General features: G+C 37.4%; 24 protein-coding genes and 1 other annotated feature (1 of these 25 only partly in view). All 24 genes read right to left on the reverse strand.

Annotated features, from left to right (window positions below; translation table 11 throughout):
- Positions 1–190: a binding site (T-box leader), on the reverse strand; it reaches 51 nt to the left of the window's first position.
- 50 nt (positions 191–240) lie between these two features.
- Positions 241–756, reverse strand: a complete 516-nt coding sequence (locus ABC255_RS22290) for a DivIVA domain-containing protein (protein WP_179597292.1) — start codon at positions 754–756, stop codon at positions 241–243.
- Positions 757–848: 92 nt separating this feature from the next.
- The gene (locus ABC255_RS22295; protein WP_412996963.1) at positions 849–1,622 is read right to left on the reverse strand and encodes a YlmH family RNA-binding protein; all 774 of its coding nucleotides are present in this window, start codon (positions 1,620–1,622) and stop codon (positions 849–851) included.
- A 30-nt stretch (positions 1,623–1,652) separates the two neighbouring features.
- The gene (locus ABC255_RS22300) at positions 1,653–1,916 is read right to left on the reverse strand and encodes a YggT family protein (RefSeq protein ID WP_412996965.1); all 264 of its coding nucleotides are present in this window, start codon (positions 1,914–1,916) and stop codon (positions 1,653–1,655) included.
- Positions 1,917–1,922: 6 nt separating this feature from the next.
- Positions 1,923–2,357 (reverse strand): cell division protein SepF, encoded by a 435-nt coding sequence (locus tag ABC255_RS22305; protein WP_412996966.1) that lies wholly within the window; start codon positions 2,355–2,357, stop codon positions 1,923–1,925.
- A gap of 1 nt (position 2,358) precedes the next feature.
- Positions 2,359–3,045: a YggS family pyridoxal phosphate-dependent enzyme gene (locus tag ABC255_RS22310; RefSeq protein ID WP_412996967.1), complete on the reverse strand. Its 687-nt coding sequence runs from the start codon at positions 3,043–3,045 to the stop codon at positions 2,359–2,361.
- A complete protein-coding gene (gene pgeF, locus ABC255_RS22315) occupies positions 3,042–3,866 on the reverse strand; it encodes a peptidoglycan editing factor PgeF (RefSeq protein WP_412996969.1) in 825 nt (274 codons plus the stop codon). Before pgeF ends, ABC255_RS22310 begins: the two co-directional genes overlap by 4 nt.
- A gap of 72 nt (positions 3,867–3,938) precedes the next feature.
- Positions 3,939–4,208 carry a YlmC/YmxH family sporulation protein gene (locus ABC255_RS22320; protein ID WP_335532848.1) on the reverse strand — a complete coding sequence of 90 codons (270 nt, stop codon included), beginning with the start codon at positions 4,206–4,208 and terminating at the stop codon, positions 3,939–3,941.
- A 99-nt stretch (positions 4,209–4,307) separates the two neighbouring features.
- Positions 4,308–5,087: an RNA polymerase sporulation sigma factor SigG gene (gene sigG, locus ABC255_RS22325; protein ID WP_179597306.1), complete on the reverse strand. Its 780-nt coding sequence runs from the start codon at positions 5,085–5,087 to the stop codon at positions 4,308–4,310.
- A gap of 161 nt (positions 5,088–5,248) precedes the next feature.
- Entirely contained in the window at positions 5,249–5,968 is a 720-nt protein-coding gene (gene sigE / locus ABC255_RS22330; RefSeq protein WP_063251599.1) for an RNA polymerase sporulation sigma factor SigE, read from the reverse strand.
- 45 nt (positions 5,969–6,013) lie between these two features.
- Positions 6,014–6,952: a sigma-E processing peptidase SpoIIGA gene (gene spoIIGA, locus ABC255_RS22335; protein ID WP_412996971.1), complete on the reverse strand. Its 939-nt coding sequence runs from the start codon at positions 6,950–6,952 to the stop codon at positions 6,014–6,016.
- 442 nt (positions 6,953–7,394) lie between these two features.
- Positions 7,395–8,528, reverse strand: a complete 1,134-nt coding sequence (gene ftsZ / locus ABC255_RS22340; RefSeq protein WP_335532855.1) for a cell division protein FtsZ — start codon at positions 8,526–8,528, stop codon at positions 7,395–7,397.
- A 42-nt stretch (positions 8,529–8,570) separates the two neighbouring features.
- Entirely contained in the window at positions 8,571–9,863 is a 1,293-nt protein-coding gene (gene ftsA, locus ABC255_RS22345; protein ID WP_335532857.1) for a cell division protein FtsA, read from the reverse strand.
- Between the two features lie 126 nt (positions 9,864–9,989).
- Complete coding sequence (locus tag ABC255_RS22350) at positions 9,990–10,352, reverse strand: small basic family protein (RefSeq protein WP_412996973.1); 363 nt, start codon at positions 10,350–10,352, stop codon at positions 9,990–9,992.
- Positions 10,352–11,089: a DUF881 domain-containing protein gene (locus tag ABC255_RS22355; RefSeq protein ID WP_412996974.1), complete on the reverse strand. Its 738-nt coding sequence runs from the start codon at positions 11,087–11,089 to the stop codon at positions 10,352–10,354. Before ABC255_RS22355 ends, ABC255_RS22350 begins: the two co-directional genes overlap by 1 nt.
- Positions 11,090–11,142: 53 nt before the next feature.
- Positions 11,143–11,892 (reverse strand): DUF881 domain-containing protein, encoded by a 750-nt coding sequence (locus tag ABC255_RS22360; protein WP_412996976.1) that lies wholly within the window; start codon positions 11,890–11,892, stop codon positions 11,143–11,145.
- The gene (locus ABC255_RS22365) at positions 11,831–12,631 is read right to left on the reverse strand and encodes a cell division protein FtsQ/DivIB (RefSeq protein WP_412996978.1); all 801 of its coding nucleotides are present in this window, start codon (positions 12,629–12,631) and stop codon (positions 11,831–11,833) included. Before ABC255_RS22365 ends, ABC255_RS22360 begins: the two co-directional genes overlap by 62 nt.
- Positions 12,632–12,827: 196 nt before the next feature.
- The gene (gene murB / locus ABC255_RS22370) at positions 12,828–13,736 is read right to left on the reverse strand and encodes a UDP-N-acetylmuramate dehydrogenase (RefSeq protein ID WP_412996979.1); all 909 of its coding nucleotides are present in this window, start codon (positions 13,734–13,736) and stop codon (positions 12,828–12,830) included.
- 63 nt (positions 13,737–13,799) lie between these two features.
- The gene (gene murG / locus ABC255_RS22375; RefSeq protein ID WP_412996980.1) at positions 13,800–14,903 is read right to left on the reverse strand and encodes an undecaprenyldiphospho-muramoylpentapeptide beta-N-acetylglucosaminyltransferase; all 1,104 of its coding nucleotides are present in this window, start codon (positions 14,901–14,903) and stop codon (positions 13,800–13,802) included.
- A gap of 154 nt (positions 14,904–15,057) precedes the next feature.
- Complete coding sequence (gene spoVE / locus ABC255_RS22380) at positions 15,058–16,158, reverse strand: stage V sporulation protein E (RefSeq protein ID WP_412996981.1); 1,101 nt, start codon at positions 16,156–16,158, stop codon at positions 15,058–15,060.
- Positions 16,159–16,250: 92 nt separating this feature from the next.
- The gene (gene murD, locus ABC255_RS22385; protein WP_412996982.1) at positions 16,251–17,603 is read right to left on the reverse strand and encodes a UDP-N-acetylmuramoyl-L-alanine--D-glutamate ligase; all 1,353 of its coding nucleotides are present in this window, start codon (positions 17,601–17,603) and stop codon (positions 16,251–16,253) included.
- Positions 17,604–18,578 (reverse strand): phospho-N-acetylmuramoyl-pentapeptide-transferase, encoded by a 975-nt coding sequence (gene mraY / locus ABC255_RS22390; protein WP_412996983.1) that lies wholly within the window; start codon positions 18,576–18,578, stop codon positions 17,604–17,606.
- A 1-nt stretch (position 18,579) separates the two neighbouring features.
- Positions 18,580–19,035: a hypothetical protein gene (locus ABC255_RS22395; protein WP_412996984.1), complete on the reverse strand. Its 456-nt coding sequence runs from the start codon at positions 19,033–19,035 to the stop codon at positions 18,580–18,582.
- 2 nt (positions 19,036–19,037) lie between these two features.
- Positions 19,038–20,498, reverse strand: coding sequence for a UDP-N-acetylmuramoyl-L-alanyl-D-glutamate--2,6-diaminopimelate ligase (locus ABC255_RS22400; protein WP_412996985.1), 1,461 nt, complete (start codon positions 20,496–20,498; stop codon positions 19,038–19,040).
- Positions 20,499–20,695: 197 nt separating this feature from the next.
- Positions 20,696–22,615, reverse strand: coding sequence for a stage V sporulation protein D (locus ABC255_RS22405; RefSeq protein WP_412996986.1), 1,920 nt, complete (start codon positions 22,613–22,615; stop codon positions 20,696–20,698).
- Between the last annotated feature and the right edge of the window lie 3 nt (positions 22,616–22,618).

Raw genomic sequence — 22,618 nt, forward strand, 5'->3', positions numbered from 1 at the left:
AAAAGTGTACTATCCTCTTTAAGATTCGTAACGTGAATAACCCGCCATAACTTATTCCTCTAATTATAAGAGTTTCAGTTTGGGACTCAAGGGTGATCTTCCAATTTCTCACTTTTCCCAGGCTTCCACCCTCCCTGGTTCGCTATCAAAAGTTTTTAAGAAATTGTACTGTCCCTCTCATTGTCATTACCATTCTTTATTTACCTGTTAAAAAATTATATGCGAAATAATACCAGTTCGTCAAGCTAAGGAATCTTCTTCTTCGTGGATTTTTAATTCTGTTGCATCTACTTCATATTCTAATAAATGATCCCAATCGTCTGTATTAAGCATATCTAACTGAGCTTCAATCAACATTTTAAATCGTGTACGGAATACTTTTGATTGCTTCTTCAAATCCTCGATCTCAAGAGCAATTTTTCTAGCTTTTGAAAGCGACTCGTTGACAATACGGTCAGCATTCTTTTCTGCTTCCTTGATAATGAGTTTGGCTTCCTTTTGAGCATTACGTTTTACGTCTTCTCCTGCTTCTTGTGCAATAATAATTGACTTGTTTAAAGTTTCTTCAATATTAACAAAATGACCCAGACGGTCCTTCATTTCATTTAAACGTTCTTCTATTTCTTTCTTTTCACGTAGGACTAATTCATAATCCTTAATGACTTGGTCCAAAAATTCATTTACCTCGTCCTCATCGTAACCACGAAACCCTTTATTAAATTCTTTATTGTGAATATCTAACGGCGTTAACGGCATGATGCCACCTCCAAGAATCTATCTTATGTATGTATCTAGTGTATAAAGCAATTATTCGACAATGTTTTCGAAAATCCTGCAAAAAAATAAAATTATTTTTGCTTTCCGACAACTATTCGCCATTTATCTTTTTTTGTTCTTCCTTCAATGGACAAAATTTTTACTCTGCCGTGTCCTCTGACTGACAATAGATCACCTTCTGCACATTCAAAAGAGACATTTTCTTTAGATGTCCAGTTTACTTTTACTAACCCTTGTTGGATAAAGAGCTGTGATTTTTGTCTAGAGATATTATGAATACCAGAAATAATGGTATCGAGCCTTAAGGAGGAAACAGTTGTGACCTGCTCCGCCCATAAATCGTCAGTCGTTATGGCCTCATCCAGGGACAGCTCTTTTAATCGAATAGAAGCTTTGCCAATCGATTCTAAATTATTTTTAATATAATCACTGATTTCTGCAGAAGCGAAAAACTGCACTCGTCCATCTTTCATTAATATGTCGCCAAATTTCCCACGTTTTAATCCAAGGGACATGAGTGAACCTAGAACTTGGGGGTGTTCGATCGTAACAAATTTAATAGGATAGTCGATTTCAAAGAGATTAATTTGAAATTCATCTTCAGCCGGTATCAGGTAATCCGGCATGACTAACGCTCTTTTTCTTTCACTCGCTGCAATCCCGCCAAAAAGCTGGTACTTTATATTTCCATTCTCACCTATTAAGACCTTTAAAATATGCTGCTCTCTTGGATCAAGAAAATCGGTCAGCTTTGCTGTATAGCTGGAATCAACATAATCTTTCCAATGTAATACTTGATCAATAAATTCCCGTTCCTCCGAGCGAAAATGCTGATAAATATTCATGTTTAACTCCTTGAGACTAGATAGGTTAAATTAAGAAATTAAGTTTTGTAAAACTATTAAGCCATTCGGGGCAAAAGATAGAACAAGGAAAGCTGCTAAAGGAGAAAGATCCATCATGCCAAGAGGTGGAATGATTTTTCTAAAAGGTTCTAGAAATGGCTCACATAATTTACCAAGAATAGCTCCAATCTGAGAGTCCCTCATATTTGGGAACCAAGATAAAAGGATATAGATGATCAGCATCCATTTATATATTCCAAGTAATTGGATCAAAACGTTAAAAATAATATCCATTTCTTTTTACCACCTTGTATCTTGATATTCTTGTTCCTTCACTAATTCAGAAATATTTCCAGAAATCTCCACATTGTCAGGAGTACATAAAAAGATACTGGAACCTATTTTTTGAATATCTCCACCTAATGCATAGACAGCTCCACTCAAAAAGTCGACGATTTGTCTTCCTTCCTCATGGTCAATACGCTGAAGATTTACAACAACTGCACGGCGGTTTTTTAAATGGTCGGTGATATCCTGGGCTTCTGCATATACTCTGGGTTCTACTAGAATTACTTTAGAAGCCTTTTGGACACTTTGCAAACTAACAACATTTTGAGGTTTTATAGACTGTTTTTGTGGCTTTATGGGTTCAACCTTTTCATCTTCAACCTGATTATTATCATCATAGTCATCATCTAAAAAGAAAAATGTTTTTAATTTCGATTTAATCGTCATTTTATTCCTCCTCACCAGCCACACCGACAAGTGCAGTTCCGATTCTTATCATCGTTGCTCCCTCTTCAATCGCGATTTCAAAATCATTTGACATCCCCATAGAAAGCTCTGTACAAGGGGCATAATCAAAATTATAATCTCTGATTTGATCACGAAGCTCTTTTAGCTTTCGAAAACAGGTTCGAAGCTGTTCTTCATCGTCCGTCAGCGGGGCCATTGTCATTAAACCTTCAATGCTAATATTCTCATATGCCCGAAGGTCTTTTATAAAATCGACTACATCCTCAGGAGATAAGCCATGCTTTGATTCTTCCTGTGAAACATTGACTTGGAGTAGGCATTTGATTTTTTTCACTGCACGTTTATTAATTTCCTCTGCTAATGAAATTCGATCTAAAGAGTGAATATATTCTACCTTGTCGATTATATTTTTAACTTTGCGAGTCTGCAGGGATCCGATAAAATGCCAGATGGGCTTGTCCCCTAAAACCTCCCACTTTTTTAAAAGCCCCTCATCACGGTTTTCACCTAGATTTATTATACCAGCTTCCAAGGCTTCATTCGCTCTATCAATACTGACATATTTGGTAACAGCAATCAGTTTCACCTCATCAGGAGTCCGATTTACCTTATAGCACGCTTTGCTTATTTGCTGACTGATATGTATGAGATTTTCTGCAACCTTCATTCGGAGGTCTCCTTCCATCCAATATAACTTAACATCCTTCCAGTTTTACCCTGGTCACGGCGATGAGAAAAAAATTTCGATTGGTCACAACTTGAACATAGTTTAGTCATTTGAATATTTTTTTCTGGGACACCGGCCTTAAGAAGAACGATTTTATTTAGTTCTCGCAAGTCTAATGTAAATTGACCTTCTTTTATTGTATTATATGGTTTTTTTTCGACATCTTCTAGAGTATTTTCTACAAAGTTAATTACATAATCATTAACAATATAACATTTTTCACATATAGATGGACCAATTACAGCAAAAATTTCATTAGGAGCTATTCCTTCTTCTCCCCATTTCTCTATCATTTTCCGCGCAATCTCATTTACTGTTCCCTTCCAGCCCGCATGTGCTGCACCAATCATCCGGTGGTTAGGAGAAATAAAAAAAAGAGGGACACAATCCGCATAACAAAGAGTTAATAAAATCCCCTCTTCATTCGTATAAAATCCATCGGTCCCTTTAAATGCACTGTCATAAGAATCTGAACCTTTACCACGGTCAGTCTTGGTAATTTTTCTAATTACGGTATCATGGGTCTGCTCAGCACCTACCCATGATTTCAACGGAAATTGAATAAGGTTAGCCAACTGATTCCGGTTAGAACAAACAGTATCCGTTTGATCCCCGACATGAAAACCCATATTGAAATTCTCATAAACTCCCGTACTGCTGCCGCCTTTTTTTGTTGTTATTCCAGCTTCTAGCCCAGGGTATTGTTCCATCCAATTTTTAATTGAAAAATATGATTGATGATTATATGCAAAAGGTTCCATACTCAACCTCATTTGTTTTTATCCTAGTTTACCATGAATACTTAAAATGGTCACCGTAGACCATGCACAGATCTATACTTCCATTTCTTCTGCTGGTCTCTCTTCAATCGCTTTGAATCGTACCAGTATTACATCTTGACCTATTTTAATAATGTTTTTCCACGGAATAACGATATCTTCTTCCCTGCCAAAAAAACCTAAAACTTTGCCATTTCCGGTAACGATAACTGCTTCAATTTTCCCTGTGCTAAGATTAATTTCGATATCACCAATATTCCCCAACTTTTTGCCATCAGCCACATTCACTACATCTTTAATCTGAAATTCTGATATTTTTACCATATCTCTCACTCCCGCCATTTTATCCTAATGAAAATATATGATTTGTTTCTTCAATATATCTGTAAATAACAGAAAAAAAAGCCGCCCGTATTGGACAGCTTAACTTTGAATATTTTTATTCATTTGTTTAATGGCTGCTTTTTCTAAACGTGAAACCTGCGCTTGTGAAATCCCAATTTCATCTGCTACTTCCATTTGTGTTTTACCCTGGAAGAATCGTTTTCTTAAAATTAACTTTTCCCGCTCATTTAAGCGGCGCATACCTTCTTTTAAGGCAATTTCTTCAATCCAATGAATATCTTTACTTCGTTCGTCGCTTAATTGGTCGACCACATAGATAGGGTCCCCGCCATCGTTATAAATTGGCTCAAACAATGATACAGGGTCTTGGATAGCATCTAGCGCAAATACTATTTCTTCATGTGGTACTTCTAATACTTTTGCAATCTCCTCAGCAGTTGGTTCCCGTGAAGTTTCACTCATTAATCGTTCCCTTACTTGTAATGCCTTATAAGCGATATCTCTTAAGGACCTTGAAACGCGAATAGGATTGTTATCGCGCAGGTACCTGCGTATTTCGCCAATAATCATTGGTACGGCATAAGTGGAAAACTTTACGTTTTGACTTAAATCAAAGTTATCAATCGATTTCATAAGCCCAATACAGCCAACCTGAAACAGATCATCAACAAACTCGCCTCGGTTGTTAAAGCGCTGAATGACACTTAAAACGAGTCGTAAATTTCCGTTGACGAGTTTTTCTCGTGCTGTAATATCGCCCTCTTGCATTTGCTTGAAGAGTAATCTCATTTCTTCATTTTTTAATACAGGAAGTTTTGATGTATCTACGCCACAAATTTCAACTTTATTTCGAGTCAATCCCTTTTCCCTCCTCATAGGAGTTGCTGTACAAAAAACAGTATCTCCTTGAGCAGGAAAAATATGCACATGTACATTTGATGGATTGACAGAGGAATGTCGAAAAATGCGGTAGAAACTATATTTTTACTGGTCTTTCAGTTAGAAAAATTTTCTTTTTTTTAGACCATTTTATTAAATTCTTTACGTAATCTTTTAATGATTCTTTTTTCTAGTCTCGAGATATATGATTGAGAAATCCCCAGCATATCGGCTACATCCTTCTGTGTTTTTTCTTCTCCATTGGTTAGTCCGAAGCGCAGCTCCATAATTTGCTTTTCCCTATCCGACAATTGGTGTAACGCTTTTGTTAATAATTTCCTATCTACATTAGCTTCTAAATCCTTTGTAATAATATCATCATCTGTGCCTAAAACATCGGATAATAATAATTCATTACCATCCCAATCGATATTTAATGGTTCATCAAAGGAAACTTCAGATCTGATTTTATTGTTTCTGCGCAAGTACATAAGAATTTCATTTTCAATACATCTGGAAGCATATGTAGCCAGTTTAATTTTCTTCTCAGGATTAAAAGTATTCACAGCTTTAATTAATCCAATGGTTCCAATACTTATTAAATCCTCAATATTAATTCCGGTATTTTCAAATTTCCTAGCGATATAGACAACAAGCCTCAGATTCCGTTCAATTAAAATCGATCTGGCTGCCTTATCACCACCTGGAAGCTTATTTAAAAGCAGCTCTTCTTCATCCTTGCTTAAAGGAGGCGGTAAAGCTTCGCTGCCGCCAATATAATAAACTTCATCACTTTTAATTCCTAATTTGATTAGTATCTTATACCAGTAATAGGATAAGCGAAGTCTCCATTTTTTCACGCAAGTTCCTCCTTCTAAATTCTGTTTTTTACGAGTATAGTATTATTAGCTTACTTTCACCGAATCATCATGCATCTTAGGTCCGGTGAGCATTTTGGGATGAACAATGCATTGAAAGGCATCATCGGCAGATAATTGCTGCATAGTAAACGAAACAAGACCTTTTTCGCATAAGTAACTCTCTCCTTTTTTATCAATAATAATTGAGTCAGGCTTTACAGCAACGATGAGCTGGTGCTCTTGTCCTACCACCCGGCATGGGACAATCCTTAGTCTATTTTGCCAATCAAGCGGAAACTCTTGGTCTCCTAGAATTAGAGATTCTGGATCTGCGGCCATTTTTATTATTGGTTCGGCCATGCCTTCTAGCATATTCTTAATAGAAACAAACATAACAGGAAGTTTTGATAATGGATCATAAAGCTGATTCCCGCTGTCGACTAGACCCTTAAAAGTAAAAGATTCGGTATTTATTTTTAAGGTGACATTTACGATTTGATCAAATTGAATTTTGGTCATTTCCATGCTCTCTATATTCCGTTTGGAAAAGTGCCAAGCAACTGGAAAACCTAGCAAAACAAATAGCCAACTAATTGGATCACCAAACCCAGTAACACTTGCAATCATAACTTTTGTTGACATCTCAGAATCAAATTGGACAAAATAGTGGGCTCCAATTAATGCTCCTCCAATGAGAAATGTAGTTACATAAAGTGTCATTAATGCCTTAATAAAAAAGGATAATCGTTTATATCCAAACACTATTAGAACCATGACCACCGAAAATAAAAGCTTTGAAATTGGGTGGTTAGAATAGGTATGTAATGGTGTAAACGACAATAATATGATTAGTGAACCAATAAAACCGCCTGCAATTATCCTCCATATTCGAATTTGTCTTTTTAAAAAAATGGCCGATAGATACAGGAGTAGGCTATCAAAGAACAGATTAAGGGCCCAAATAACATCTAAATATACCGACAACAAGCCTTCCCCCTTTTAATGTCAAAAGCATTTATTTGCTTTATGGATTATACATAAGGGTGTATTATCAATCTTTTCTATTAATCTGTTTAGGAAAAAGTATAACCTACTTTATGGGCTAAAGTGTGTCACTTTCTGTAATCAAAAAAACAGAAATTTTCACTATAAACAACGTATTTTGTCTAATTTCATTTTTGCATAAGGCTTCGTAAATGGGCCTGTTGATTTGTGCTCCACTAAGGAAAGCTTCTTTGAGTATTCACCGCAGGGACAGGCGGTGTTTGCCTGTCACGAGGCGCTTCGCTTTCCGCAGGCGGTTCGGGGAGCCTCCTGCAGGAGTCTCGCGCCTTCCGCACAAATCAACAGGGTTACAAAATCAATATTTCCCATTAACAAAGCCCACAAAAAAACATGGCCCTATTGGACCATGCCTTTTTTGTTATTATCTTCTACGGTTTCTATTGCGTAGGAAGGTTGGTATATCTAGTGTTTCCTCTTGAGGAGCATTGTTTTGACGTACTGGTTCTTGTGGTGCTTCTTCACGCTTTTGTTCTCGCTTTACAGCACTTAGTTGGGGCTTTGCTTGTCCAAATGCTGGACGAGTCGCCTTAGGCTGAATGACTTCTTCATTAAAGCCAGTAGCAATAACGGTAACAATAATTTCATCCTTGTGGTTCTCATTGATTACAGAACCAAAAATCATATTTACTTCTTGGTCTGAAGCTGTTGCCACAATATCAGCAGCTTCTTGAACTTCATATAAACTCAAGTTACTGCCGCCTGTAATATTCATCAGAACTCCTTGTGCACCATCAATAGACGTTTCTAACAATGGAGAACTTATCGCTTTTTTAGCAGCTTCAGTTGCACGATTTTCACCGGTTGCCATACCGATTCCCATCAAGGCGGAACCTTTGTTTGACATAATCGTTTTCACATCTGCAAAATCCAGGTTAATAAGACCAGGAACTGCGATTAAGTCTGAAATACCTTGGACCCCTTGTCGAAGTACATTGTCTGCTTCACGGAACGCTTCGAGCATAGGAGTGCTTTTATCTACGATTTCAAGAAGGCGGTCATTCGGGATTACAATCAAGGTATCCACTGCCTCTTTCATTGCACCAATACCACCTGCAGCTTGGTTAGAACGCTTTTTACCTTCAAATGTAAATGGACGAGTTACAACCCCAACAGTTAAGGCACCTAAATCACGAGCAATTTGTGCAATAACAGGGGCAGCTCCTGTACCTGTTCCGCCACCCATACCAGCAGTTACGAACACCATATCCGCACCGCGTAATGCATCTTCTAATTGTTCTTTACTTTCTTCGGCTGCTTTCTTACCTACTTCAGGATTAGCACCTGCACCAAGACCTCTTGTTAACTTTGAGCCAATTTGCATTTTTACTTCTGCTTTTGAAAGGTTTAGTGCTTGTGCATCGGTATTAACAGCGATAAATTCTACTCCTTGAACACCATGCTCGATCATTCGATTTACTGCGTTGTTACCTCCGCCGCCAACCCCAATAACTTTTATTGTAGCAAGAGAATCTAAATTTGTATCAAACTCTAACATGACAAATCCTCCTAATTCGTCGGTAATCCTTTTCGTATCTGTCTATTCGAAAAAGAGACCAAGGAATTTTTTTACTTTTGATGACATCTTATCTTCCGGATGTTTTTCTGGTTTTGCTTTTGGCTGTTGTTGTTGTTGTTGTTTTTGAACTTTCTTCTCGATTGGTTCAGTAACAGGTGCTGAAGCGACAAATGTTCCACCTGGTAATCTAGCATTCTTGTAAGCATATTTAATTAAACCAACCGCAGTTGTATACTGAGGCTCTCTTACTCCAATATAGTTGGGAACGGCTTTGCGAACTGGACTTTGGAAAATCGTTTGAGCTAGTTCTAATATGCCTTGCATATTTGCAGTACCACCTGTAAATACAAACCCTCCAGGTAAATCATTGATACCTAATCGTTTCAGTTCATGAGCAATCAATTCAAAAATTTCTTCCATTCGAGCTTCTATAATTTCAGAAACATATAATTGATTAAATTGTTGGTGCTGATCGCTTCCGATGATTGGAACACTAAAGAACTCATCTTCTGAGGCATCATCGTAAAAGGCATGTCCATATTTCACTTTAATTTTTTCAGCATCCTCGGTTGAAGTGTGTAATACCTTAGAAAGGTCATTTGTAATGAGATCTCCGCCTACGGGTATTACACTTGTGGCTGCCAAGAATCCTTCTTCAAAGTACGCAATGGTTGTTGAACCGCCGCCTAGGTCGATTAAAGCAACGCCCAGGTTTTTCTCATCCTTAGAAAGTGCATACTCTCCAGCTGCAAGCGGCTGCAGGATAATATCGGTAATTTCTAATCCGGAACGCTCGACACATCGCAATGTATTCGTAATGATTGCATTGGAACCTGTAATAAGAGTTCCTTCAACTTCTAAACGGACACCTATCATACCACATGGGTTATTAATTTCATCCTTACCATCAAGGATAAATTGTTTACGGATAACTCCAATAATTTCTCTGTCCTGAGAAATCGATACAACTTGTGCCTCGTCTATAACACGTCTCACATCTTCATCCGTGATTTCCCGATTTTGACTGGAAACTCCTACAATTCCACGACAAGGTTCAAGAGCAACCTGATTGCCAGAAATCCCAACAATCACTTGTCTTATTTCCATTCCTATCATTCTTTCAGCTTCTTCAATAGCACGTTTAATAGAATGAACGGTATCATTGATGTCAATGATAGATCCCTTACGCAGGCCTTCAGACTTTACGTTTCCTACACCAATTATATTTATCGAGTCGTTGACAATTTCACCAATGATTACTTTTACACTGGATGTACCGATGTCAAGACTTACATATATTTCATTGCTGTTCATTCTTTGGCACCTCCTTAGCATTCCTTCAGTCGAACAACAATTATTTTTCATAAGATATAATATAAAAGTACATACCTATATCTTATAAAATTATTCGTCACAACTAAATAATTCCCTTTAAAAAAATCAATTTTTTTCTACTTTTTCTTTGTTTGTTGACCATTTTGTCAATAATATTCGCCTAATTACTGCAATATTTTGAAATAAGCGGACACCAAAGGCAAAAACAGCTGCTAGATACAAGTCTACACCAAGATGAACGCCTAGAAAAGCTAAACTTGCAGCAAGTAAAATATTAAAAAAGAATCCAGAAACGAATACTTTTTCATCATAAATATTTTGCAAGTGCGCCCTTATACCGCCGAATAAAGTATCAAGAGCTGCCAAAATGGCAATAGACAAATAATTAGAATACTCTTCAGGAATCCTAATATCTGTTAATAGTCCAAGAAGGATTCCGACTATTAATCCTAATAACGGAAGCCACATTATGTATTTCCTCCTTCATTGGCCTTCATTGACTCTAAATATCGAATCTTGATAGGATTATCATATGCAGGAATAGTAATTCCTGGATTTGGCTCCGAAATAGTCAATTTTAGGTTTTCGATGAAGAATTCCTCCGTAGCCTTCGATACTTTCATTTGATTGTATAATTTTTCAGCGGTTTCAACATTATCAACACCTACTCTAATTTCAAGTGGTAAGCTTGACAATGCGTGACCATCAATTTTTGTTTCATTGTTAATATCCCTGATGACTGTTGTATTAATAATTCGCTGACCATCAACAGATATATATTTAGCGTCATACATATTCAATTCATTTAATAATCTTTTTAAAAGTTCAGGTGACACAGCCTTCGAAATCTCAATCCCAATTTGGATTTCCTCAATTATTGGTTCAATTTTTAATATTAGCCCGGGTGCTGTTACTTTAGTCATTCCTGCCTCATTCTTCAATTCTTGGATGGTATCTCGTAATGCCTGTTCCTTGCTCTGCTTTTGCTTTGATTCATAGGCAAGTAATTTTTCTTCAATCGAACGAATTTCAGTGAGTAACTCAGACTGCAATTCTTTCTCTTGGAGTATAGCCTCACGGAGTTGCCATATATCACGTGTATCACGTTCAACAGGTTTTTTTATTGTTTGAAATTGGATAGCAATCATAAAACCTATCACAGCAGATATAGCAATAAAACTAAAATTTTTTTTTAACTTGTCCACTTTTTTCACCTTACCTTTATATTTGATCTTCACGTGGACATATTTGAATTACTTTATGACTGTCCTAAAATTGGATTTAGGATGATTTCATTTTTTTCTTCTAAAGTAAATACAATATTATCGTTAACGAGTTGATCTTTCACACCACCGGTAAGGTTTAATGACGCAGTCAATACTTCAGGGTCACCAATTGCAGTAATTACAAATGGCGCTGGATGTTGAATGCCATCAACCGTAATAACAGGTCCATTACAAATAATATAGGAATGGCTGGTTAATCTCTGACCATTAATCGCAATGGCTGCTGCACCTGAGATGTAAAGCTCATTAATAACTTTAAATACATGGTGTTCATGTACTAAATAGTTATTAATATTTTCTTCGTGCGGATCGTACGCACCATCTGATAGCTGAACGCTTACCCCTTGTCCCTTAACCTTAACCTTACCCAGGAACATTCGGTATTTTTCTGCGTCTTCAGCAAGGGTTGAATAGGCTTCCTCTTCTTTTGAAAGGTCTTTTTCGTTCTCCAGAACTTTATCCTGCTTCTGGTTTAATTCCTTTTGTAACTTACGATTTAGTTCCTCTAATTCAATAAGTTGATTTCTAAGATTAAGCGTTTTTTCCCATTGTTCACTTGTTAAGTTTGTTTCATTTTTATTTAATTCTTTTTGGGTAAAATGATAGGAAAATGCTATCATAAACCCAAGAACAAGGCTTACCAGGGATAAAACAACGTGCTTACCCTTCACCTTTATCAGTTTCAATTTCCAGTTCCTCCGATTCGTCAGCTTCCAATTCATATGCTTTAAAATAGGAACCTACCTCTAAATCAATAATACCCTTAATGCTCGGATCTAATTGGCTTATGATCGAAGGATAATGTATCATTTTTTCTGAAAAGGTTCTTAGTGTCGCACTTACTTCAAAGCCATCATTCATAAATAAAGATATATGATACTGGTCTGTTTTTTTGGGAGTATAGTGTATTTCAGAGATTGCATTCAAAACCTCAACTGGAAGTTCATCAAGTGCAGTAACCATTTCTTTAAGGATTGCACCCTCTTTAAATTTATAAAGGATTGGTGCATTAACAGGTACTTCAGCCACTTCCCTATCTTTAAGGACTTTTCCGTTTTCCATTACAGGGAAATAGGCGTCATCTGTCTCTAAATAGGCAATTTTATTACGTTCTTCAATCTCGATCAAGACAGTATTTGGCCACTTTATAGCCACTTTTGCTTGTTTAATAACATTCATATCCTGGAGAGTTAACGCAATCGTATCTTTCTTTACACTCCAAATATTTGTATCTTTAGATATCTTAGTTATTTCAATAATTTCTTTTGTTGACAGCAATTCATTTCCTTTAATCGTAATCTTTTTTACATGACTCAATGGTGACTGTACATATGCGACAACGGCAATCATGGTAAAGAACAAACATAGAAGAATAATAAGTCTTCTGTTTGCTTTACGCCGTCTTTGCTCTTTAAGCTTTGGAATTCGATCCTCAAGAGCAACAATCTTACCTTTATCCATACACTTCCCTCCATTAAGAATAACGATTAGCATGTATAAAAAGAAAACCTATTAAATACTACCCGCTTTTTAAGAGCCTAAAAAAGCGAAAACAACGGCACGAAAAATCATGCCGTCATTCATTTTCTCAGTTTTTTTCCATATTTATAATAGGTAATTATATCACAAAATTTGTAATTGGTACGACTATTTCTTTCTACACACGCCCAATAATTTCTACCTCTGTTTCCAGTTTAATTCCATTTGAATTTAGGATTGTATCTTTTATATATTGAATTAAATCAAGAACATCCTTAGCTGTTGCATTACCGGCATTTACAATAAAGTTTCCGTGCATTTCTGATATTTTTGCACCGCCAATTTGGTAACCTTTTAATCCAGCATCTTCAATAAGTTTTCCAGCATAATTAGGCAGTGGATTTCGGAAAATACTTCCCGCACATGGGAAATTCCATGGCTGAGTTTCTTTGCGGTAATCTTTGTTTTTTTGCATCTGTGAAACAATCGCAGTTCTATCACCTTTTGTCAGTTGAAATTCTGCTTCTAAAACGATACCTGGACGCTTCTTTTGAAGGACGGACGTCCTGTAAGTGAACTCCATTTCATCGTTAGATAGCCATTCAATGGATCCGTCTTCAAACAATACGTGAGCCTTGGTTAAAATCTTACTAATATCAGAACCATGTGCTCCTGCATTCATATATACTGCTCCACCGACAGACCCTGGGATGCCACTGGCAAATTCAAGTCCTGATAATCCCTTTTTTGATATCAAGGTAGATAAGCTTACTAAAGAATGACCACCGCCTACTGTTATCGTAGAATCATTTATGGTTAGATGGTCTAAACCTGAACCTAATTTAATGACTACTCCCTCAATCCCTTTATCAGACACGAGCAAATTAGACCCTCTCCCAATTGCACGCCATGGGATTTGCCGCTCCTTTAGAAAAGTCATTACTTTTTGGATATTTTCCAAAGAAGATGGCTCAATAAAAATGTCAGCAGGACCTCCAATTTTCATGGTCGTATGTTGGGATAACAGTTCATTTCTTTTCACTTTCCCAATATTTAAATCTTGAATTTCTGTAAATAATCCGTCCATTCCTATCACCCTATCTTTCAAAACAAACGTATAGTTTTAGTTTATGCTAAAATCCCGTTTGGGCTACTTTTGTTTTTCTTGTATTAGCTGTTTCATAAGTTTATATAATCTCTCCGCAGAGTCAGGTACCCCTAATTTTTTTGCTTTTATTTGCATTGATTTTAAATACTCATTATCCAACAAAATTTTGTCTATTTGCTGGACTAGACTTTTGTTATTTAAGTCTTTTTCGAGAAGTAATTCTGCTGCACCATGATCACTCAGTGATCGAGCATTTTTTTCTTGATGATTATTTGTCACATATGGACTTGGGACAAGAATACTTGGAATTCCTAATGAAGTGATCTCAGCAAGTGTTGTTGCACCAGCTCTTGACACTACTAAATCAATACCGGATAAAACTTCTGGCATGTTATGAATAAAAGGCTTAATTACTACATTTTTCGGATTCCCTACAAGCTCTACTTCGTTTTCTACATCTTTAAAATGAACATCACCCGTAACATATAGTACTTGATAAGGCTTTTCTCCAAATTCAGAAAGCGCCTTAACAACCGCATCATTTATCGGTCTCGCACCACGGCTGCCTCCAAAAATGAGTACTGCCGGCATAGTCGTGCTCAATCCGACCGATAATCTTCCTCTAATCCCATCATTACCAATTACTTCCGATGCTCGAGGATTTCCAGTAAACACCACTTTATCCTTTGGAAAGTATTCTTTTGCCTCTTCGAAACAAATTGCCACCTTATTAACGTATCTGCTTAAAAATTTATTTGTCAGCCCTGGTACACTGTTCTGCTCATGGACAATTGTTGGGATTTTTAATTTTGCGGCTGCATATACAACTGGCCCACAAACATAACCACCAGTTCCAATAACAATATCAGGTTTGAATTCTTTTAACATTTGTTTACTGTCCCTGGCACCTTTTAAAAATCTTAAGACTGTTTTGATATTATCTAAGGATAATTTTCTTTTGAATCCAGTAATATGAATCGACTTAAAAGGAATCTTTTCCCGAGGAACAATTGTACTTTCCAATCCGTTCTTTGTCCCTATGTATAAAACTTGCGCATTTTTGTTTTCTTTTTGTATTTCCCTAATGAGAGCAAGAGCTGGATATATATGTCCTCCAGTCCCTCCGCCGCTTACAACTATTTTCATATGTCCACCCCAAATTAATAAATGCTTCAAGCTGATTTCTTATCCTATCTTACTATAAAATTAACAGAAGTTAAGGATTGAAAAAAGAATGTTATCTAAATGTAACGTAAGAAAGGAAAGAAATAAAAAGAACCCTGCCTAAAAACAGGGTAAGTTAATATCGAGAATAACGGCTAATATTCAAAAGAACACCTATCGCCATCAACATCAATGTTAGAGAAGAACCGCCATAACTTAAGAATGGCAAGGTGATTCCGGTAACAGGCATTAAACCAGTGACAACACCAATGTTTATCATTACTTGAATCGCGACCATTGATATAATACCAACCGCCAAAAAGCTGCCATATAAATCAGGTGCACCGAGGGCAATCCGTATTCCCCTCCATAACAATAAAGCGAATAAAAGAATGATAAAGGATCCTCCAATAAAGCCTAATTCTTCAGACAAAATCGCAAAAATAAAATCCGTTTGCGGTTCAGGTAAGTAAAAGAACTTCTGCCTGCTTTCACCTAGACCTAGACCAAATAGTCCACCAGGACCAATCGCATAAAGCGATTGAATAATTTGGAATCCACTGCCTAATGGGTCCTGCCAAGGGTCTAAGAATGAGGTTATCCTTTTCATCCTATATGGCGCTGAAGCAACTAAACCAACAAATCCTGCTAAACCTACTAAACCCAATAAAGCAAAATGCCCTACCCGAGCTCCTGCAATAAAGATCATAACCACACATGTTCCAATCATGACAGTTCCTGTACCTAAATCAGGCTGGAGCATAATAAGAGCAAAGGCTACAAAAGCAAGACCTAACGAAGGAACTAGCCCTTGCCTGAAAGAGGTTATCAATTTCTGCCTTTCAGAGAGAAATTTAGCTAAAAAAGCAATCATTGCGAGCTTCATAAACTCTGAAGGCTGGATGGAAAAAGCACCGACTCCAATCCAGCTTCGCGAACCATTTCTAACGTTTCCAACTCCCGGAATGAGTACAAGTATGAGCAACACAAAGCAGGTTATCAATATGACCTTTGACCACTCTCTCCATGTCCAATAATTAATATTCATAATAAAAAACATGGCGGCAATCCCAACTCCGGCAAAAAGCGTTTGTCTTTTCGCGAAGAAGAAGGAGTCATCAAATTTATATTCCGCCCATACTGCACTCGCACTATAAACCATAATAAGTCCTACTGCTAATAGCGTAAATGTAACAATTAATAATATAAAATCAGGAGTTGTTCTTTTTGTCGGCACACCTAACACCTCGAGTAGCAAGTTTTAGGGCATCAATTGTTGTCCAGCACAAGCGTACTAGGAGCTTCCGCTTTTCGTTGGACAAGCTGCCCTTACTTAAGCTTATGCACCGCTTCGATAAAAATGTCTCCCCTGACTTCAAAACTTTTATATTGATCCCAGCTCGCACATGCAGGAGATAACAAAATAACGTCGCCTGGCTCTGAATACTGAAAAGCAACAGGCACGGCCTTTTCAACATTATCGACAATGTTAATTTGTTTTATTCCTCCTTCTACTCCGACCCGCTCAATTTTAGAAGATGTTTGCCCAAAAGTAATTAATGCTTTCACATTTTTCAAATATGGGATTAATTCATCAAATTCATTTCCACGATCAAGACCGCCAGCTAACAAGATGATTGGATTTTTAAATGCTTGTAAAGCAGGTATAGTAGCAAGTATATTGGTTGCTTTTGAGTCGTTATAAAACTTTCTCTCAGCAATTTCTGTAACGTACTGAAGACGGTGCTTAACACCAGTAAACGTTCTAAGTACTTCCTGAATGGCTTCATTACTCACACCTGTTAACTTAGCCGCTGCCATTGCGGACAAGATATTTTCTAAATTATGGACTCCCGGCAGGGCAATATCATCAACCAACATAACTTTTTCATCATTAAAACAAATCCATCCCTCATTTATATAAGCCCCCTCTTTAAGAGCTAGCTTCGTTGAAAAAGGAATGCCGGCAGCTTGGGAATGTTCAGCGATTTCCCGCACTTCCTGCTGATCTGCATTAAAAATAAAGTAGTCTTCTGCAGTTTGATTTTTTGTAATATTTGCTTTTGCTTTAATATATTCAGCTCTTGTTCCATGATAATCCAAATGAGCGTCATAAAGATTTGTAATTATCGCTATCTTTGGTTTAAAGGTTTCTATACCCATTAATTGAAAGGATGATAATTCAATCACGATATTATTTTCTGCGGTTGCTTCTTCTGCAACACCAGATGCTACCGTACCAATATTTCCGGCAATTAACGGTCTCTTCTTACCTTCGTTCAACATTTCAAAAATAAGCGTTGTCGTGGTTGTTTTTCCATTTGTTCCTGTTATCCCGATGAAAGGTGCTTCCGATATTCGGTAAGCAAGTTCAACCTCTGTTAATACAGGAATCCCTTTCTCCAGCGCCCCTTCAATGATTGGGTTTTGATAAGGAATACCGGGATTTTTTACAATTAGTTCGAATCCCTCATCAAGAAGTTCTACAGGATGTTCACCACAAATGACTTTAATACCTTGTTCTAATAACCCCCGCGCTTCCGGATTCTCTGATAAAGGCTTTTTATCATTTACGGTTACAAACGCACCAAGCTTATGTAAGAGCGCTGCTGCTGTTACCCCGCTTTTTGCTAAACCAAGGACAAGAATTTTTTTATGGAGATACGCATTTATCTGCTTCAATTATAACCACACCTCAATATAGATACCTAGTATCGCTAATATTAAACCAACACTCCAAAAAGTAACAACAACCTTCCATTCAGACCAGCCAATTAACTCGTAATGGTGATGGAGTGGACTCATTCGAAAGATTCTTTTACCAGTCGTTTTAAAAGAGATGACCTGTAAAATAACCGATAACGTTTCAATGACAAATACACCGCCGATTATGACTAACAATAACTCTAACTTGGTTAGAATTGCAATTGTCGCAATTGCACCGCCAAGTGCCAGCGAACCGGTATCACCCATAAACACCTTAGCAGGATGGGCATTAAATACAAGGAAACCTAAGACTGCCCCAGCTACAGCAACTGAAAAGATTGCCACTTCCATCTGTGATTGGTTCCATGCTAAGACAGCATAGGCACCAAATGCAATGGCAGCTGTACCGGATACTAAACCGTCCAATCCATCTGTCAAATTGACTGCATTTGAGAAACCTACCAGCCAAAAGACGATGAAAAGAACATAAAACCACCCAAGTTCAATGGAATAAGTACTTCCTGGAACGGTGATTTCCGTAGGGAACCCATTTTGTTTATAAACAAGATAAAAAATAACAGAAATGATAATTTGCCCTAACAGTTTTTGTCTAGATGTTAATCCTAAATTACGCTTTAGTGCCACTTTGATAAAATCATCTAAAAATCCAAGTAATCCAAAACCAAAAGTTACAAGGATAAGTAAGTAAGTTTTAACGGTTGGTTCAGAAAATTTCCCTGTCATTACTAGAGTGGTAATAATAATAGAGAATAAAATCATAACTCCGCCCATCGTTGGTGTACCAGTTTTGGCTTGATGGGATTTGGGACCTTCCTCCCGGATGCTTTGTCCAAATTTCAACCTTCTTAAGAAGGGAATAAAGATTGGAGAAAGCAGCACTGTAATCAGAAATCCCATTAATATTGTGAAAAAAATAACTTGCTCCAGCATTTTATCCCCTCCTTTCGAAATTATCATTTGAGTCTAGCTTCGATATCTTTTCCAACATTACAGCTATATCATATGTTTCTTTATTTTCTTTGAGAAGTTTTTTATTCAAAAATACGAAATTGGTCATATTCATTTTCTCTGCTTTATCTCCGTCTATTTTTTCAATGTAAAATTTTAAAAGTTCTCTAACCGTTTCAATTAGGTTATCAGTAAAAAAGATTGGAAAGTGATTGGGGGTGTATTTGGGCAGCTGTTTCTTCTTATCCCAAATGGCTGCAATTGCTCCGTTGGCAATTGCCTCTAAAAGTTCCCCCGAATCCTCACTTAACGGTATGAATAAACCTCTAGTCTGCATCGCATTTGCATTGTCCGTTACAGTTATATAAAGATGATCCGCTTCTTTTATACCCCTAATATCAGAGAATAACTTTACTAAATCATTAAATGCTAAATACATTTCTATCTCCCCTCGATTGCCTCCCGAGCAACCATTCGGTCATCAAAATCATAAACAATACTGCCAATAATCTGGTATGTTTCGTGACCTTTACCAGCAATTAAGATCACATCACCAGCAGACGCTTGATTGATTGCCGTTAAAATCGCTTCTTTTCTATCAGGAATTGTGATGTAACTTTGACCAAGGACACCTTTTTCCATATCTTTTAATATGGTTAAAGGATCCTCGCTCCTTGGGTTATCTGAGGTAAAAATTGGATTTGTGGCATATCTACAGGCAATCTCTGCCATTAATGGTCTCTTCGTTTTATCCCTGTCTCCACCGCAGCCAACTATTACAAAAATCTCCTTGTCAGCAAAACTTTTTATCGTTTTCAATACATTTTCTAAACTATCAGGCGTATGAGCATAATCTACGATTACGGTAAAGTTTTGGCCTGCATTTACTAACTCAAATCTGCCGTCTACTCCTTGGACACTCTCGATGGACTCGATAATTTTATCCATCGGTATTCCTGAAACAAACGCAGTTGCAATACTAGCCAAAACATTATAAACACTAAACTTCCCGATTAATTGTATGTTAATGGAATAACTCTTCTCTTTTATTACTATTTCAAAGGAAGTCCCCGCAGAAGTCATATGAATATTTCTTGCATGGAAATCCGCATTATTATCAATTCCATAAGTATAACAATGAGCTGCTGTTGATTTACGGTACAAATCAGAAGCGGAATCATCTGCATTTAAGATTGCAAATTTCGGTTTACTAGCGTCAAATGTGTTTCCCAGCTGGGAAAATAATAAACTCTTAGCATGCATGTAGTCTTCCATTGTCTTATGATAATCCAAATGATCTTGGGTAAGGTTTGTAAATACCGCTATATCGTAGTCACAGCCATGGACTCTCCCCATATGTAATGCATGCGATGAAACCTCCATAATCGCTGTATCAACACCTGCATCAAGCATTTGTTTGAACCCTTTTTGGAGGACAAGACTTTCTGGAGTTGTATTTTTAGTCTCAAACTTCTGGTCACCAATTTTTGTATACATGGTTCCGATTAAGCCGGTGCTCCGATCTACATCAGAAAATATTTTTTCAATTAAATGACTTGTGGTTGTCTTCCCGTTTGTCCCTGTAATTCCGATTAAGTGCAGTTTTTTGGTTGGATGCTGATAAAAAGCATCTGCAAGTACTGCCATTGCCCGAGTTGTATCATTAACGATTATTACCGGTACTGATAGTGGAAGTGCCCGCTCCGCAAGTACTGCGGCAGCACCATCCTTCACCGCTGATTCCGCAAAATCATGACCGTCGACCGTATATCCTTTAATACAAATAAATAAGCTTCCCTTTTGCACCTTTCGGTTGTCGTTCTCAATTGAAGTGATTTCTGGATTTGTTCCTTGATAAGGAACGAGAAGGTGCAAATGTTGAAGTAAATCATGTAGTTTCATATTCTCAAATCCTCTCTTGCCTTTAGAAAATTACCACTTTTTACCTAAAAAAAATCACCTGATAAAAGATTCACCTTATTTTACAGCAAAACACAATAGAATGCTATTTATCCTTGTTATTTCCTATATCATTTTTTCAAAGAAACAGGCGGCGGAAATCATTCCGGCCGCCTGACTCAAATCGTTTAACTATTCATTTATTCATCTTTATCAAAATATAGTCTAATGGTTGAACCTTCTTTGACTTTTGAACCGGCTTCAGGAGACTGTCTTACAACAACATCACCTTCACCACTAGCGTCAATTTTAAGATCTAACAGTTGTTCTGTGATTTCTAACTTGGTTAAACCCGTTAAGTCAGGCAGGGTAATCAATGGTCTATCTGGCCATTTTATTTCCTTTTCAATTTGATCTTTTCGAGGTTCTACCCCCATTGCCATAAGACCATCCTTCATAATACTGCCAACGATTGGAGCGGCTACTGTTCCACCGAAAATAAGTCCGCCTTTCGGATTATCAACCGCAACATAAACAACGATTTGAGGATCATCTGCAGGAGCAAAGCCCATAAAGGAAACGATAAAGTTATTCTCCAAATATCTTCCGTTTTGAGCTTTTTGAGCAGTTCCTGTTTTACCGCCAATCCGATAGGAATCAACGAATGCCCTAAACCCCGAACCTTGAGCGACTACAGTTTCAAGTGCATGACGGATTTCTTTGGATGTCTCTTCAGAAATTACTCTTCTTTTCGCAACAGGAGTATTTCTCATGACCACTTCCTTCGTCACAGGATCTATTAGCTCTTGTGCAATGTACGGCTTATAAAGAGTCCCGCCGTTTACCGCTGCAGCAACAGCTGCAACTTGTTGGATTGGAGTCACCGATACCCCTTGACCAAACGCAGTGGTCGCTAATTCAACCGGACCCACTCGGTTTAAATTAAACAAAATCCCTGATCCTTCACCCGCTAAATCTATCCCTGTTTTTTGTCCAAATCCAAAATCTTTTATATATTTAAACAAAGTATCTTTACCTAATCTTTGACCTAATTCTACAAAACCAGGGTTACAAGAATTTTGCACGACTTCAAGGAAGGATTGACTTCCATGACCGCCTCTTTTCCAGCATTTGAGTCTTGCTCCAGCTACTTCTACAGAACCCGAATCATGAAAATGTTCCTTTTCTAAATCAACTTTTCCTTCCTCTAAAGCAGCAGCAAGAGTGATAATTTTAAAGGTCGAACCTGGCTCATAGCTTGACCATACAGGCAAGTTCCTGTTATACACCTCTTGTGAAACGTTTTGAAAGTTAGCTGGATCGAAAGTAGGACGACTTGACATCCCTAAAATCTTTCCGTTATTTGGATCCATCGCAATCGCTATAATTCCATCGGGATTATAGGTTGCCTCGGCAATATCCAGTTCTCTCTCCATAATGGTTTGAATTTTAGTATCAATCGTAAGCTTTAAATCAAGTCCGTCTACTGGCTGCTCATAATCGTCAGCCATGTCATTCATTCTTTCACCTTTAGCATTTGCATAAAACTTAACAGAGCCTCTTTCACCACTTAGCTCTTTATCGTAGTATAGCTCTAATCCCATTAAACCTTGGTTGTCCACCCCAGAAAATCCTAGAACATGAGAAAGATAGCTTCCAAATGGATAATGCCTTTTTGAGTCTTCTCCTATATATACCCCTTCAAGACCCAAGGCCCTGATCTCTTTTGCTTTTTCATGAGAAATCTTTCTTCCTTCTTTAATCCTGACGATGGATTCGCCCTGTGTAATCTGCCGGTAAGTATTTTCTTTTGGAATATTTAATACTGCTGCTAGTTTTTCAGAAGTGGTTGCAGGGTCCTTGACCTGTCTCGGTACCACATATACAGTTGGAGCACTAATATTTGTTGCTAATGGCACACCATTACGGTCTATAATCTCGCCGCGCTCTGGTTCAAAAGGAATATTTCTGCTCCAAGAACCCTTTGCCTGACCAGTCAACATATCACCTAGAACAAACTGCACATATCCAAGTCGGACATCAATGATTAAAAAGATTAGAATTCCTACGAACATTGCAATCATTAACCTTTTACGGACAGTTACATTTGAAACACGCATAAA

The organism is Neobacillus canaveralius (assembly GCF_047237705.1).
GTDB lineage: Bacteria > Bacillota > Bacilli > Bacillales > Cytobacillaceae > Neobacillus > Neobacillus niacini_K.